Source organism: Pseudomonas sp. C9, assembly GCF_002000165.1.
Classification (GTDB): domain Bacteria; phylum Pseudomonadota; class Gammaproteobacteria; order Pseudomonadales; family Pseudomonadaceae; genus Aquipseudomonas.
Window position 1 is genome coordinate 1064497 of sequence record NZ_MPAK01000001.1, and the last position, 14901, is coordinate 1079397.

The 14901-nt window shown below is 59.0% G+C and carries 10 protein-coding genes; 4 read left to right on the forward strand and 6 right to left on the reverse strand.

Features of this window, described 5'->3' with window-relative positions:
- Window positions 1-12: 12 nt before the first annotated feature.
- From sthA to BMS17_RS05120, 3 genes are all read right to left on the reverse strand, one after another.
- Complete coding sequence (sthA, locus tag BMS17_RS05110; protein WP_046026980.1) at window positions 13-1407, reverse strand: Si-specific NAD(P)(+) transhydrogenase; 1395 nt, start codon at window positions 1405-1407, stop codon at window positions 13-15.
- 198 nt (window positions 1408-1605) lie between these two features.
- Entirely contained in the window at window positions 1606-2631 is a 1026-nt protein-coding gene (locus BMS17_RS05115) for an FAD:protein FMN transferase (protein WP_046026981.1), read from the reverse strand.
- 127 nt (window positions 2632-2758) lie between these two features.
- A complete protein-coding gene (locus BMS17_RS05120) occupies window positions 2759-4222 on the reverse strand; it encodes a glyceraldehyde-3-phosphate dehydrogenase (protein ID WP_046026982.1) in 1464 nt (487 codons plus the stop codon).
- Window positions 4223-4585: 363 nt separating this feature from the next.
- Here BMS17_RS05120 and mfd point away from each other — a divergent pair, with 363 nt between their 5' ends.
- The 3 genes from mfd to BMS17_RS05135 are packed head-to-tail and all read left to right on the forward strand — an operon-like array spanning window position 4586 to window position 11317.
- Window positions 4586-8035 carry a transcription-repair coupling factor gene (gene mfd / locus BMS17_RS05125; RefSeq protein ID WP_077430563.1) on the forward strand — a complete coding sequence of 1150 codons (3450 nt, stop codon included), beginning with the start codon at window positions 4586-4588 and terminating at the stop codon, window positions 8033-8035.
- A 10-nt stretch (window positions 8036-8045) separates the two neighbouring features.
- Window positions 8046-8612 carry a CsiV family protein gene (locus tag BMS17_RS05130; protein WP_046026984.1) on the forward strand — a complete coding sequence of 189 codons (567 nt, stop codon included), beginning with the start codon at window positions 8046-8048 and terminating at the stop codon, window positions 8610-8612.
- Window positions 8613-8623: 11 nt separating this feature from the next.
- Window positions 8624-11317, forward strand: coding sequence for a DEAD/DEAH box helicase (locus tag BMS17_RS05135; RefSeq protein ID WP_077430564.1), 2694 nt, complete (start codon window positions 8624-8626; stop codon window positions 11315-11317).
- A gap of 114 nt (window positions 11318-11431) precedes the next feature.
- On the opposite strand, the gene BMS17_RS05140 is transcribed toward BMS17_RS05135, so the two are convergent.
- From BMS17_RS05140 to BMS17_RS05150, 3 genes are all read right to left on the reverse strand, one after another.
- Window positions 11432-12169 (reverse strand): S-methyl-5'-thioinosine phosphorylase, encoded by a 738-nt coding sequence (locus BMS17_RS05140; protein ID WP_077430565.1) that lies wholly within the window; start codon window positions 12167-12169, stop codon window positions 11432-11434.
- 12 nt (window positions 12170-12181) lie between these two features.
- The gene (nagZ, locus tag BMS17_RS05145) at window positions 12182-13180 is read right to left on the reverse strand and encodes a beta-N-acetylhexosaminidase (protein ID WP_175649008.1); all 999 of its coding nucleotides are present in this window, start codon (window positions 13178-13180) and stop codon (window positions 12182-12184) included.
- A gap of 170 nt (window positions 13181-13350) precedes the next feature.
- A complete protein-coding gene (locus tag BMS17_RS05150; protein WP_046026988.1) occupies window positions 13351-14058 on the reverse strand; it encodes a TetR/AcrR family transcriptional regulator in 708 nt (235 codons plus the stop codon).
- Between the two features lie 229 nt (window positions 14059-14287).
- Here BMS17_RS05150 and lexA point away from each other — a divergent pair, with 229 nt between their 5' ends.
- A complete protein-coding gene (lexA, locus tag BMS17_RS05155; RefSeq protein ID WP_046026989.1) occupies window positions 14288-14896 on the forward strand; it encodes a transcriptional repressor LexA in 609 nt (202 codons plus the stop codon).
- Window positions 14897-14901 lie beyond the last annotated feature (5 nt).

Here is a 14901-nt window from a genome sequence, read left to right on the forward strand (position 1 = left end):
GGCCGGAGCCCGTCAAAAAAGCCGGTTGAGGCCATCGTACGCCGCTACCCGATAGGCTTCGGCCATGGTCGGGTAGTTGAACGTCGTGTTGACGAAATACTTCAGCGTGTTCAGTTCGCCCGGCTGGTTCATGATCGCCTGACCGATGTGCACGATCTCCGACGCCTGATAACCGAAGCAGTGAACGCCCAGCACTTCCAGGGTTTCACGGTGGAACAGGATTTTCAGCATGCCTTGCGGCTCACCGGCAATCTGCGCCCGCGCCATGCCCTTGAAGAACGCCTTGCCCACTTCGTACGGCACCTTGGCCTGAGTCAGCTCCTGCTCGTTCTTGCCGATCGAGCTGATCTCCGGAATGGTGTAGATGCCGGTCGGCACGTCATTGACGAAGCGCCAGCTGCCGTTGTCGACGATGCTGCCAGCAGCCGAACGCCCCTGGTCATGCGCGGCACTCGCCAGGCTCGGCCAGCCGATGACATCACCGGCACCGTAGATGTTTGGTACGCAGGTGCGGTAAGCCTCGTCGACTTCGATCTGGCCACGGCTGTTGACCTTCACGCCGATGTTTTCCAGGCCCAACTGATCGGTGTTGCCGGTACGGCCGTTGCACCAGAGCAAGGCGTCGGCCTTGATCTTCTTGCCGGACTTGAGGTGCAGGATCACACCGCTGTCCACGCCTTCAACGCGATCGTAGTCTTCGTTGTGGCGAACCGTGATGTTGTTGTTGCTGAAGTGGTAGCTCAACGCCTGGGAAATTTCGGAGTCGAGGAAGCTCAGCAACTGACCGCGGTTGTCCACCAGCTCGACCAGTACACCCAGACCGCTGAAGATCGACGCGTATTCGCAACCGATCACACCGGCGCCGTAAACGATGAGTTTGCGCGGGGTGTGGCCGAGGCTGAGGATGGTGTCGCTATCGTAGATACGCGGGTGGTGGAAATCGATGTCCGCCGGGCGATAAGGACGCGAACCGGTGGCAATGATGATGTGCTTGGCTACCAGCTTTTCGACCACACCGTTGGCGCAGACCACTTCGATGGTTTGCTCGTCGGCGAAGCTGCCGGTGCCGAAAAACACGTCGACGCGGTTACGGGCGTAGTAGCCGGTGCGCGAAGCGACTTGCTTGGAAATGACTTTCTCGGCGCTTTTCAGTACGTCCGGAAACGAGAACCAGCGCGGCTCACCAATGGCCCGGAACATAGGGTTGGTGTTGAACTGCATGATCTGCCGGACCGAGTGACGCAGTGCCTTGGACGGGATGGTACCCAGGTGGGTGCAGTTGCCGCCGACCTGGCGACGGCTATCGACCATCGCCACCTTGCGCCCTGCTTTGGCGGCGTTCATTGCCGCGCCTTCTCCCGCCGGGCCGGAACCCAACACCACCACGTCGTAGTTGTAGACAGCCATGCGTACTCCTCAGAACAGGCCGCGATGCCATCGGCACCCTGCGGCTAAATCACGCCAATCTGTGGCGTGAAGGAACAATTTGGGGCCAGTGCAGAACCCGGACACAGTCTATAGAAGCGTCAACGCCGCGCACATTAACCCTTGGTCGCGTCGTAGGCTACTTTTGCCTGCACTACAACGCCAGCTTTCGTATTGTCCTCAGTCAGTTTTTGCGCCGCTGAGCCGCTCGAAAGCCTGATTGGTTCGTGTGACGAAACCTGTATCGGCACGAATCACAAAGAATGCACCGATGTCATGTGCCTGGGCATAGTCCCACCCCCGTTCAGGGCCGAGAATCAGCAACAGCGTAGATAGTCCATCGGCCATCAATGCCGAAGGATGAATCACCGTTACTGACGCCAGGGTGTGTAGGACCGGAGCACCGGTGCGGGCATCGAAGGTGTGGGAATAACGCCTTCCGTCCTGCTGAAAGTAATTGCGATAGTCACCGGAGGTGGAAACGCCATAGCCATCGACAGCAATGATGCGCTCCGCCACTTGCTGGTCGTCACGAGGCTCTTCCAGGGCGACGCGCCACGCTGAGCCATCGATTTTTTTGCCGGCAGCCTTGAGCTCGCCCGTGGCTTCGGCGAGGTAATTGTGGATACCCATGGCTTCGAGTTTTGCGGCAATGGTGTCGACGGCATAACCGGCGGCGATGCTGTTGAAGTCGACTTCGACGGCGGCATCCTTGCACAACTGATCACCGTCGATGCGCAGGTGCTGGTATCCGACACGCTGTCGCACCTCTGCCTGCGCCTGGGCAGATGGGACAGTTTCCGCTCGCGCCTGCGGGCCGAACCCCCAAAGGTTGAGCAATGGTTCTACCGTCAAGTCGTAGGAGCCTTCGCTTTGCTCTGACAGTTGTTCGCCAACGCGGATCAACTTGAGGATTGGCGGGGGCATTTTTTGACAGCGATTGGCGGGTAGGTCGTTGAAATGCTCGATGTCCGAGTCGCTGCGGTAGGTCGACATTTGTTGATCGACCTCAGCGAGGATTTTCTCGACTTCGACCTTGACGTCTTTGGGGGCAGGAAGACCTTCGCTACGCACGTACTTGATCGAATAAGTACTGCCCATGGTCGGGCCGCCGAAACTCTCCATGGAGTCGCTGTTGCCGCAGCCTGGCAACGCGGCGATCAATGTGACGAGACTGAAAAGCCGCCATTTCAACAAATCCTGCATCCCCTGAAAAAAGCCCAGACACGCCGTCAAGGCCCGCCATTATGCGATAGAAATGAGGCTATGATCACCGCACAAACAAAAACGCCCCGACCTAGGTCGGGGCGTTTTCATTTGCAGCGGGTAGCGCTTAGCGCGGGAAAGCTGGCGGGTTTACACCGGCCATGTCTTCCATTACGCGAACTACCTGGCAGCTGTAACCGAACTCGTTGTCGTACCAAACGTACAGAACAACGCGGTTGTCTTGGGTAATGGTCGCTTCAGCGTCCACAACACCTGCGTGACGCGAGCCAACGAAGTCGGTGGAAACCACTTCCTGCGAATTGACGTAGTCGATTTGCTTATGCAGATCGGAGTGCAGCGCCATGTAGCGCAGGTACTCGTTCATCTCTTCGCGGGTGGCGGCTTTCTCAAGGTTCAGGTTGAGAATGGCCATCGACACGTTTGGCGTCGGAACGCGGATCGCGTTACCGGTCAACTTGCCAGCCAGTTCAGGCAGAGCCTTGGCAGCAGCAGTGGCAGCACCGGTCTCGGTGATAACCATGTTCAGCGCGGCGCTACGGCCACGGCGATCGCCTTTGTGGAAGTTGTCGATCAGGTTCTGGTCGTTGGTGTACGAGTGAACGGTTTCAACGTGACCATTGATGATGCCGAACTTGTCGTTGACAGCTTTCAGCACCGGCACGATGGCGTTGGTGGTGCAGGAAGCGGCAGAAACGATCTTGTCATCAGCGGTGATTTCACCGTGGTTGATGCCGTGAACGATGTTCTTCAGCTTGCCTTTACCTGGCGCGGTCAGAACAACGCGATCGATCCCCGGGCAAGCCAAGTGCTGGCCCAGACCGTCGGCGTCACGCCATACACCGGTGTTGTCCACCAGCAGCGCGTCTTTGATGCCGTACTGGGTGTAGTCCACTTCAGTCGGGTTTTTCGCGTAGATAACCTGGATCAGGTTGCCGTTGGCGGTGATGGTGCTGTTGGCTTCATCAATGGTGATGGTGCCATCGAACGGACCATGAACCGAGTCACGACGCAGCAGGCTTGCACGCTTGACCAGATCGTTCTCGGCGCCCTTGCGGACAACGATGGCGCGCAGACGCAGGCCGTCGCCACCACCGGTTTTCTCGATCAGGATGCGCGCCAGCAGACGGCCGATACGACCGAAGCCGTACAGGACAACGTCGGTGCCTTTGCGCGCGGCAACGTTTTGCTGACCAACCACATCAGCCAGTTCTTCACGGACGAACTGCTCGGCAGTACGGCCTTTGCCTTCGGTCTTGAACTTGACCGCAAGCTTGCCCAGGTCTACCGAAGCGGCGCCGAGCTTGAGCTCGCTCATCGCTTTGAGCAGCGGGAATGTTTCGTGGACGGACAATTCGCTGTCATCGGACTGACGATGACGAGCAAAGCGGTGAGCTTTGAGAATCGCAATGACTGAACGGTTGATCAGGCTGCGGCCATAGATCGAGCTCACCACGTTGTTATTGCGGTAGAGCTGACCGATAAGCGGAATCATCGCTTCTGCGAGTGCTTCACGGTCGATCCATTCACCAAGACACTGGTCGGGCTTCTGAGTCACGGGAACCTTCCACATGTAGGGGCAGAAAAAAGGGGCTACATTATGCCGCCGACTCCCTCCCGTAGCAATGCGCGCTTGTCGTGCGATCCGTAACATTTTCCTGTTCAAAAAAATCACGCCTCGCCAAAGCCCAATAAAACCGGGGCTTTCAGCGCAGTCAATTTTTTGGAGACAGCGCGACCTTATCCGTAACCCTCCGTAACACTCGTTGGTTTTTCCACTACATATCCAGTCATTCCCAGTAAAAAACCGCCGAATTTTGTCTTTACCACTACATTTCGCCAAACCTGCGTAATAGACACAGTCTGCAACTGACAGGCGGCACCCGGGACCGCTACAATTACCGACTTTGTCGCAACGCTTGGAGCTCAACCTTCCGTGCCCGTTCTGCGTCTACCGCTTCTCCCTGCCGCGGCAGGTAAACAGCATTGGGGCAACCTGCCCGGTGCTGCCCTCAGCCTGGCGATTGCCGAGGCTGCCAGCGCTGCCAAGCGCTTTACCCTGCTGCTGACCGCCGATAGCCAAAGCGCCGAACGGCTGGAGCAGGAGCTGAGCTTCTTCGCCCCGGATTTGCCCGTGTTGCATTTCCCGGACTGGGAAACCCTGCCCTACGATCTGTTTTCGCCGCACCAGGACATCATTTCCCAGCGCATCGCTGCCTTATATAGGCTGCCGGAGCTGAACCATGGCGTTCTGGTGGTGCCGATCACCACAGCCCTGCATCGCCTGGCGCCGACCAAATTCCTGCTCGGCAGCAGCCTGGTGCTGGATGTTGGCCAGAAACTCGACGTCGAACAAATGCGCACGCGGCTTGAAGCCAGCGGTTATCGCTATGTCGACACGGTGTACGAGCACGGCGAATTCACCGTGCGCGGCTCGCTGATCGACCTGTTCCCGATGGGCAGCAAACTACCGTTCCGCATCGACCTGTTTGATGACGAAATCGAGACGCTGCGCACATTCGATCCCGAAAACCAGCGCTCCATCGATAAGGTCGACACTGTCCGCTTGCTGCCAGCGCGGGAGTTTCCGCTGCAAAAAGACGCGGTCACCCGTTTCAAGGCACGCTTTCGCGAGCGCTTCGATGTCGATTTCCGTCGCTGCCCGATCTTTCAGGATTTGAGCAGTGGCATCACACCAGCAGGTATCGAGTACTACCTGCCGCTGTTCTTTGAGGAAACCTCGACGCTGTTCGATTACCTGCCGCAGGACACGCAAGTGTTTTCCCTGCCGGGCATCGAACAGGCGGCGGAGAATTTCTGGAACGACGTGCGCAATCGCTACGAAGAACGCCGTGTCGACCCGTCCCGTCCTTTGTTACCGCCGGCCGAGTTGTTCCTGCCAGTGGAAGACTGTTTTGCACGCCTGAAGACCTGGCCCCGCGTCGTCGCCAGCCAACAGGACGTGGAAACCGGTGTCGGTCGCGAGCGTTTCCCGGCGCGGGAACTGCCAAACCTGGCCATCGAAGCCAAGGCCACTCAGCCATTGGCGGCACTGGCCGGCTTCCTCGATGAATTCCCCGGACGCGTGCTGTTTACCGCCGAGTCGGCGGGCCGTCGCGAAGTATTGCTGGAATTACTTGAACGCCTGAAGCTACGGCCGAAAACCGTCGACAGCTGGCCGGACTTTGTCTCCAGCAAAGAACGCCTGGCGATCACCATTGCCCCGCTCGACGAAGGCTTGGTGCTCGATGATCCGGCGCTGGCGCTAGTTGCCGAAAGCCCGCTGTTCGGTCAGCGCGTGATGCAGCGCCGTCGTCGCGAAAAACGCGCCGACGCCAATAACGATGCGGTCATCAAGAACCTCACCGAACTGCGCGAAGGCGCGCCGGTGGTGCATATCGATCACGGTGTCGGTCGATACCTCGGGCTGGCGACGCTGGAAATCGACGATCAGGCGGCCGAATTCCTCACGCTGCAATACGCCGAAGGCGCAAAGCTTTACGTGCCGGTGGCCAACCTGCACCTGATCGCTCGCTACACCGGCAGCGACGATGCCTTGGCCCCGCTGCACCGTCTCGGCTCCGAAACCTGGCAAAAAGCCAAACGCAAAGCCGCCGAACAGGTGCGCGACGTGGCTGCCGAACTGCTCGACATCTACGCACGTCGTGCCGCGCGCGAAGGCTATGCCTTCGAAGACCCGAAAGCCGACTACGCGACCTTCAGCGCCGGCTTCCCGTTCGAAGAAACCCCGGACCAGCAAACCACCATTGAAGCGGTACGCACCGACATGCTCGCGCCGAAACCGATGGACCGCCTGGTCTGCGGCGACGTTGGCTTCGGCAAGACCGAAGTGGCGATGCGCGCCGCCTTCATCGCCGTGCATGGCGGTCGTCAGGTCGCCATTCTGGTACCGACCACCCTGCTCGCCCAGCAACACTACAACAGCTTCCGCGACCGGTTTGCCGATTGGCCGGTGACCGTGGAAGTGATGAGTCGTTTCAAGTCGACCAAGGAAGTGAACGCCGCGGTCGCGGATCTCGCCGAAGGCAAGATCGACATCGTTATCGGCACCCACAAGTTGCTGCAAGATGACGTGAAGATCAAAAACCTCGGGCTGGTGATCATCGACGAAGAACACCGTTTTGGCGTGCGCCAGAAGGAACAGCTGAAGGCGCTGCGCAGCGAAGTCGACATTCTCACCCTGACTGCCACGCCGATTCCGCGCACGCTGAACATGGCGGTGTCGGGCATGCGCGATCTGTCGATCATCGCCACCCCGCCGGCTCGTCGCCTGTCGGTGCGGACCTTCGTCATGGAGCAGAACAAGAGCACGGTCAAAGAGGCCCTGCTACGGGAATTGCTGCGTGGCGGTCAGGTTTACTACCTGCACAACGACGTGAAGACCATCGAGAAATGCGCCGCCGACCTCGCCGAACTGGTGCCAGAGGCGCGGATCGGCATCGGCCACGGACAAATGCGCGAACGCGAACTCGAACAGGTGATGAGCGACTTCTACCACAAGCGCTTCAACGTGCTGATCGCCTCGACCATCATCGAGACCGGCATCGACGTGCCGAGCGCCAACACCATCATCATCGAGCGCGCCGACAAATTCGGGCTGGCACAACTGCATCAGTTGCGCGGCCGTGTCGGGCGCAGTCACCACCAGGCTTACGCTTACCTGCTGACGCCGCCGCGCCAGCAAATTACCCCGGACGCAGAAAAACGCCTGGAAGCGATTGCCAACACCCAGGACCTCGGCGCGGGCTTCGTGCTTGCCACCAACGACCTGGAAATCCGTGGCGCAGGTGAGTTGCTGGGCGACGGTCAAAGCGGGCAGATCCAGGCGGTTGGCTTTACGCTGTACATGGAAATGCTCGAGCGCGCGGTGAAATCGATCCGCAAGGGCGAGCAACCCAACCTGGATCAGCCGTTGGGCGGTGGCCCGGAAGTCAATCTGCGCGTTCCGGCGTTGATTCCCGAAGACTATCTGCCGGACGTTCACGCCCGGTTGATTCTCTACAAACGCATTGCTTCGGCCACCGATGAAGACGGCCTCAAAGACTTGCAAGTTGAAATGATCGACCGTTTCGGCCTGCTGCCGGAACCGACCAAGAACCTGATGCGCATCACCGCGCTGAAGCTGCAGGCCGAACTGCTGGGCATCAAGAAAGTCGACGGTGGCCCGCAAGGTGGCCGCATCGAGTTCGCGGCGCAGACGCCGGTCGACCCGCTGACACTGATCAAACTGATTCAGGGCCAACCCAAACGCTACAAATTCGAAGGTGCCACGATGTTTAAATTCATGGTCCCGATGGAAAGCCCGCAAGAGCGCTTTAATACTGTAGAGGCGCTGCTTGAGTGCCTCATCCCGAAAACTGCTTGAAGGACGCCGCATGCGCCTGTTTCGCTTACTGACCTTGCTGACAACCCTGGTCGCTCCAACGGCGTTTGCCGATGACATGTATCAGATTGAAATGATTCTGGTCCGCCAGAACGCTGTACCCGCTATCGTTAGCCGCGCTGCACCGGAAGACTGGGCCGCCGGCGCACAAAGCATCAAACCCGACAGCCTGCGCACGCCAAGCCTGAATGGCGAAGTGGAAAAACTCACCGCCAGCACCGACTACACTGTGTTGCTGCACAAGGCCTGGCAACAGAACCTGGGTGAAGAAGGCAGCAAAGTCGCGATCAGCGACGGCAAGGAACAGTTCGGCCAATTCCCGATCGAGGGCACGCTGAACCTGAAACTGGGACGATTCACCGACGTAGACGCCGATTTCTGGGTTAACCAGATCGACGCCAACGGCATGGTCACCGCCAGCGAGCGCCTCAAGCAAGAAAGCCATACCAAGAACGGCCAGCTGAACTTCCTCGACAACGGCCACCTCGGCTTGCTGATCAAGATCACCTCGCTTACCGCCCCTGCACCTCGGCCAGTCCCCGATGAAATTCCGGACTGATTGAAGTCCCTATGACCTCGACCCTGAGCAAACCCCTGGGACCTTCCTGGGTCAGCCGGTTCAAAGAGCAAAGCCTGGAGCGTGGCCGTCGCTACGCCCTGGAGAATCGCGTCAGAATCGTCGAGGTCGGCGATGCTACGATTATCGCCGCGTGCGAAGGTTCTGGCGGTAACGTTTACCGTCAGACCATTCGCCTGCGCGAGTCGGCCAAAGCCACCTTGCTGATGGTCGACGCGACGTGCACCTGCCCGGTTCACAACAACTGCAAACATTGCGCAGCGGTACTGCTGAAGGTCCAGGAAACCTTGGACTACCCCGCCGCCGCGCAGGACGCCGAGCTACTGGAAAAACTTCAGGCCGTGCTGGAAAACCGCAGCCCGAAAGCACCTCCGCAAATCCTGGTGGATAATGTCCAACCGGTGCCGCGACTGTGGCTGGCGAGTATCGAGTTCAGCGCTTTCGAACCGCGCAACGGCAAAATGCAGCGCTATATCCAGCATCGCGCGGCGTTGTCTTTCAGCTATCTGGATGAATACGTCTGCGGACAAAAGAACACCGACATCCTGATTCGCCAGGAAACCCAGACGTTGCGGATAAAACGTCACCCGGACGTCGAACAAACCTACAGAGAACAGCTGCGAATCCTTGGCTTCAAGATTGCCACCCGGCAAAGTAAAGCGTTGCCGGAAAGCGCCGGCGAGCTCTACGAGATGGTCAATGACAGTGCCTGGCTGACGTTCACCCTGAATGAGTTGCCGAAGCTGCGCACCCAAGGTTGGGAATTGCAGATCGACGAAGACTTCGGTTTCGACCTGACCGCCGTGGACGACTGGTACGCCACCGTCGAGCAGGCACCGGAGCGCGACTGGTTTGATCTCGAGCTGGGGATTATCGTCAATGGCGAGCGCCTGAGTTTACTGCCGATCCTGTTGAACCTGATGCGCTCCCACACCGAAATCCTCAACCCGGAGCGCCTGGCCCGCCGGCGCGACGACGAGCTGATTCTGGTGAACATTCCCAATCGTCCGAACTCCGAATACGGCCCACTGCAAGTCGCCCTGCCCTTCGGGCGCTTGAAGCCGGTACTGGCGACGCTCGGCGAGTTCTATCTGCAAGAACCCGGCGAAACCACGCTGCGCTTGAGCAAGGCTGACGCCACGCGTCTGAATCCGCTGGAAGACATGCCGCTGCTGTGGGAAGGCGGGGAACAGATCCGCTCGTTCGCCCAGCGTCTTCGCGACATCAAGGACTACACCGCGACCGTACCGGAAGGCTTGAACGCAACCCTGCGCCCCTATCAGCTGGAAGGCCTGAGTTGGATGCAGTCGTTACGGCAACTGGAGGTCGGAGGGATTCTCGCGGACGACATGGGCCTGGGCAAAACCCTACAAACCCTGGCGCATGTTCTTACCGAGAAAAATGCAGGACGCCTGGATCGGCCGTGCATGGTGGTAATGCCCACCAGCCTGATCCCGAACTGGCTCGACGAAGCGGCGCACTTCACGCCGCAACTCAAAGTGCTGGCACTGTACGGCGCCAGTCGCAAAAAACATTTCGACCATCTGGCCGATTACGACTTGATCCTGACCACTTATGCGCTGCTACCCAAGGACGTCGAACGCCTCGCCGCGCAGCCATTGCACGTACTGGTGCTGGATGAAGCGCAGTACATCAAGAACCCCAACAGCAAGGCCGCCCAGGCCGCCCGCGAGCTCAATGCGCGCCAGCGCCTGTGCCTGAGCGGCACACCGCTGGAAAACCATTTGGGTGAGCTGTGGTCGCTGTTTCACTTCCTGCTGCCCGGCTGGCTGGGGGATGTAAAAAGCTTCAACAGCGACTACCGGGTGCCGATTGAAAAACGCGCAAGCGAAGTCAGGCTTTCGCACCTCAACGGCCGGATCAAACCGTTCCTTTTGCGCAGGACGAAGGAACAGGTCGCGAAAGAATTGCCGCCAAAGACCGAGATCATTCACTGGGTCGAGCTCAACGAAGCCCAGCGCGATGTGTACGAAACCATGCGCCTGGCCATGGACAAAAAGGTCCGCGACGAGATCACCCGCAAAGGCGTAGCGCGCAGCCAGATCATCATTCTTGAGGCGCTGCTGAAGCTGCGTCAGGTGTGCTGTGATTTGCGCCTGGTCAACGATGCCGCCCTGCCGTCTCGCAGCAGCACATCGGGCAAGCTCGACAGCTTGATGGAAATGCTTGAGGAATTGTTTGAAGAAGGTCGGCGGATTCTGCTGTTTTCACAGTTCACGTCAATGCTGGCGCTTATTGAAGTCGAACTGAAGAAGCGTGGCGTCGAGTACGCGCTGCTGACGGGACAAACCCGCGACCGACGTGCGCCAGTGAAGGAATTTCAGAGCGGCAAGCGTCAGATTTTTTTGATCAGCCTGAAGGCCGGCGGTGTTGGTTTGAACCTGACTGAAGCGGATACGGTAATTCACTATGACCCTTGGTGGAACCCGGCAACGGAAAACCAGGCGACTGACCGGGCTTATAGAATTGGCCAGGAGAAACCGGTGTTCGTCTACAAGATGATTGCCCGGGGCACAGTGGAAGAGAAGATTCAGCATCTGCAAAAAGAAAAATCCGACCTGGCTGCCGGCGTTCTGGATGGACGCAAGGCCGGGGACTGGAAGTTGCAGAGCGATGATATTGAAGCGTTGTTTGCGCCACTGCCGGATAAGCTGGAGAAGCGCTGACGTCTCTGCGTCTGATCGATTGCTTTCGCGGGCAAGCCCGCCCCCACAAGGTCAACATCAATCCTGTGGGAGTGGGCTCGCCCGCGATTGGGTCAACTCGATGCAAAGCCTGCCTTACCCTTTCAGCACCCGCGCCAACGTCGACTTCACCCTCCCCATCCCGTCATGCAACGCCTGCTCGATTTCAGCCATGGTAATCACCGCCGTCGACTTGCCCGCCGCCGGGTTCACCACCAGCGCCAGGCAGGCGTAATCCAGTTCCAGCTCACGAGCCAGTGCCGCTTCCGGCATGCCGGTCATACCGACGATGTCGCAGCCATCACGCTCCAGCCTGGCGATTTCCGCAACAGTTTCAAGCCGCGGCCCCTGGGTGCAGGCGTATACGCCATGACTGCTGTAGCCGACGCCTTCAGCCGCCAACGCCGCGATCAACTGCTGACGCAATGGCTCGCTGTAGGGATAGCTGAAGTCAATGTGTGTGACGTGTTCCAGCTCATCGGCGAAAAACGTGTGTTCACGACCGCTGGTGTAATCGATCAACTGATGCGGCACGCAGAAATGCCCGGTGCCCATCGCCGCATGAATCCCGCCCACGGCGTTGACCGCGAGGATCGCTTCGGCGCCCGCCTGCTTCAACGCCCAGAGGTTGGCGCGGTAGTTCACCTGATGTGGCGGGAAACGGTGCGGATGACCGTGACGGGCGAGGAACAACACTTCCTTGCCGGCGTATTCGCCGATCTGCACTTCAGCCGAGGGCGCACCGTACGGCGTGTCCACCGCCAGTGACTGACGAATGCTCAGGCCTTCGAGTTGAGTCAGGCCGGTGCCACCGATAATCGCGTAAACCGTCATAACGTAAAGTCCTTATTCAATCAGTTGAGCGTCTTTGAGCGCGCCGATAGCCGTCAGCCAGCGCGGGTTCTGACGGTATTCGGTATTGGCGTATGACTGGCCGCGCATTCGCGCAATACGCTCAGACGGTTTGACCTTTAGCCGCTGGGCAGCGCTGAGCGCCAACTCCGCAGCAGCGCGATCGTTGCACACCAGGCCCATGTCGCAACCCGCGGTCAGCGCGGCTTCGATCCGGCTGGCCGCATCGCCCACCACATGAGCACCAGCCATCGACAAGTCGTCGCTGAAGATCACACCATCGAATTGCAACTCACCGCGCAGGATGTCCTGCAACCATCGACGGGAGAAGCCGGCAGGCTGGGAGTCGACTTGCGGGTAAATAACGTGGGCCGGCATGACGGCGGCCAGTTGCTTGCTCAATTTGGCGAACGGCACCAGGTCGTTGGCGCGGATCTCGTCGAGGCTGCGCTCATCGTTCGGGATGGCGACATGGGAATCCGCCTCAGCCCAGCCATGACCGGGGAAGTGCTTGCCAGTAGCGGCCATGCCGGCGCTGTTCATGCCCCGGATAAAAGCACCGGCCAGCAACGCGGCACGCTCGGGGTCCCCTTCGAAGGAACGGGTTCCTACGACGGCGCTGCGCTGATAATCAAGGTCCAGCACCGGGGCAAAACTGAGGTCGAGGCCAACGGCAAGCACCTCGGTGGCCATGATCCAGCCGCACTGCTCGGCCAGGTATTCGGCGTTTGGATTGTCGGCGATGGCGCGCATCGCCGGCAGTCGCACAAAGCCTTGGCGCAAACGCTGGACGCGACCGCCCTCCTGGTCCACCGCCAGCAGCAGGTCGGGGCGAATTGAACGAATCGCAGCGCTCAACTCGCGCACCTGGCGCGGAGTTTCAATGTTACGCGCAAAAATGATCAAGCCGCCCACTTCGGGCTGGCGCAACAATTGGCGATCTTCAGCCGTCAGCCAGGTACCGGCGACGTCCACCATCAACGAGCCTTGCAGGCCAGCAGTCATAGAAATTCCTTGATAACGAGAAACCCGCCCCACACGAATTCGCCGCCTTGGGCAAAGCCCGGCAGGTCGGCGATACAAATGGGGAACGGGTTCATAACGAGAGTCGGCATGGGCGGCTAGCTTAGCGGATGTCAGCTGCCGCGCCCACCCGTGAGCGGTTAAACCTTGGCGGGAGCCGGGGCCGACTTGCTGCGAGGACGCAACTGCGCGGTGGCCATGGCGGTATCGGTCACACCGGTTTCGGCACGCATGCCGGCAGCCAGGAACGGCACCATGAGGCGCATGACTTGCTCGATGGAGGTGTTGACGCCGAAATCGGTTTCGGCAATCGCGCGCAGAGCCTTGATCCCCGACATGCTGAACGCTGCGGCACCGAGCATGAAGTGTACGCGCCAGAACAGCTCGATCGGTGGAATGCGCGGTGCGGCTTCGTTGACCAGCATCATGTAGCGACGGAACACCTTGCCGTACATGTCTTCCAGATAACGCCGCAAGTGGCCTTGGCTCTGACTGAAGGCCAGACCCAACAAGCGCATGAAGATCGAAAGATCATTGCCGCTACGAGGTTGCACGACAAGGGCTTGCTCGACGAGGATTTCGAGCAGCTCTTCAAGAGTCGGCTTGTTCTCGGGCTTGGCCTGACGCCGCTCGAGCTCTTTATCGAGGCTAATGCAGAACGGCCCGAGGAAGCGCGAAAAGACCGCTTGAATCAGCGCTTTCTTGGAACCGAAGTGATAGTTCACCGCCGCCAGATTGACACCGGCCTTGCTGGTGATCAGGCGCAACGAGGTTTCAGCGAAACCTTTTTCCGCGAACAACTGCTCGGCAGCATCAAGAATACGTTCAACGGTTTCCGACTGGGCCATGGCTACTCCGCCTGACAAACACTTGTTTGAAACATACGTTTCAGCCTATGCATTGTCAAGCCTGGCAGTTCGATTTGGGAATGGTCGGTCAGCTATTTAACCATACAACGGCAAAGCTTCAATCAGCGGGTCGATCGACCGTCGGGCAGTCGGCGAAAAAAGGGGCATTGCCAAGACGCTTTCACTGTATATAATCCCAGTCACTGTATAAAAAGACAGAGCGATCAAAATGCTAAAGCTGACGCCACGCCAAGCAGAGATTCTGGCCTTCATCAAACGCTGCCTCGAAGACAACGGCTATCCACCAACCCGCGCGGAAATCGCTCAGGAGCTGGGTTTCAAGTCGCCCAACGCGGCAGAGGAACACCTTAAGGCGCTCGCTCGCAAGGGTGCTATCGAGATGACTCCGGGTGCGTCCCGTGGCATTCGCATTCCAGGCTTCGAAGCCAAAGCCGATGACTCGACGCTGCCAATCATTGGACGAGTCGCTGCCGGTGCCCCCATTTTGGCCCAGCAGCACATCGAAGAGTCTTGCAACATCAACCCCGCCTTCTTCCATCCGCGCGCTGACTACTTGCTGCGGGTTCACGGCATGAGCATGAAAGACGTCGGTATTTTCGACGGGGACCTGCTGGCCGTGCACACCACACGTGAAGCCCGTAATGGTCAAATCGTGGTCGCTCGAATTGGCGACGAAGTGACGGTCAAGCGTTTCAAGCGTGACGGCAGCAAGGTCTGGTTGATTGCCGAAAACCCTGAATTTGCCCCTATCGAAGTGAACCTGAAAGATCAGGAACTGGTGATTGAAGGCTTGAGTGTCGGCGTGATTCGCCGCTAAAGGAG

What these genes read in the sequence shown, in the direction of transcription:
- sthA (WP_046026980.1), bottom strand. Translation starts at nt 1,407, where the DNA reads ATGGCTGTCTACAACTACGACGTGGTGGTGTTGGGTTCCGGCCCGGCG.
- BMS17_RS05115 (WP_046026981.1), bottom strand. Translation starts at nt 2,631, where the DNA reads ATGCAGGATTTGTTGAAATGGCGGCTTTTCAGTCTCGTCACATTGATC.
- BMS17_RS05120 (WP_046026982.1), bottom strand. Translation starts at nt 4,222, where the DNA reads ATGTGGAAGGTTCCCGTGACTCAGAAGCCCGACCAGTGTCTTGGTGAA.
- BMS17_RS05130 (WP_046026984.1), top strand. Translation starts at nt 8,046, where the DNA reads ATGCGCCTGTTTCGCTTACTGACCTTGCTGACAACCCTGGTCGCTCCA.
- BMS17_RS05135 (WP_077430564.1), top strand. Translation starts at nt 8,624, where the DNA reads ATGACCTCGACCCTGAGCAAACCCCTGGGACCTTCCTGGGTCAGCCGG.
- BMS17_RS05140 (WP_077430565.1), bottom strand. Translation starts at nt 12,169, where the DNA reads ATGACGGTTTACGCGATTATCGGTGGCACCGGCCTGACTCAACTCGAA.
- BMS17_RS05150 (WP_046026988.1), bottom strand. Translation starts at nt 14,058, where the DNA reads ATGGCCCAGTCGGAAACCGTTGAACGTATTCTTGATGCTGCCGAGCAG.
- lexA (WP_046026989.1), top strand. Translation starts at nt 14,288, where the DNA reads ATGCTAAAGCTGACGCCACGCCAAGCAGAGATTCTGGCCTTCATCAAA.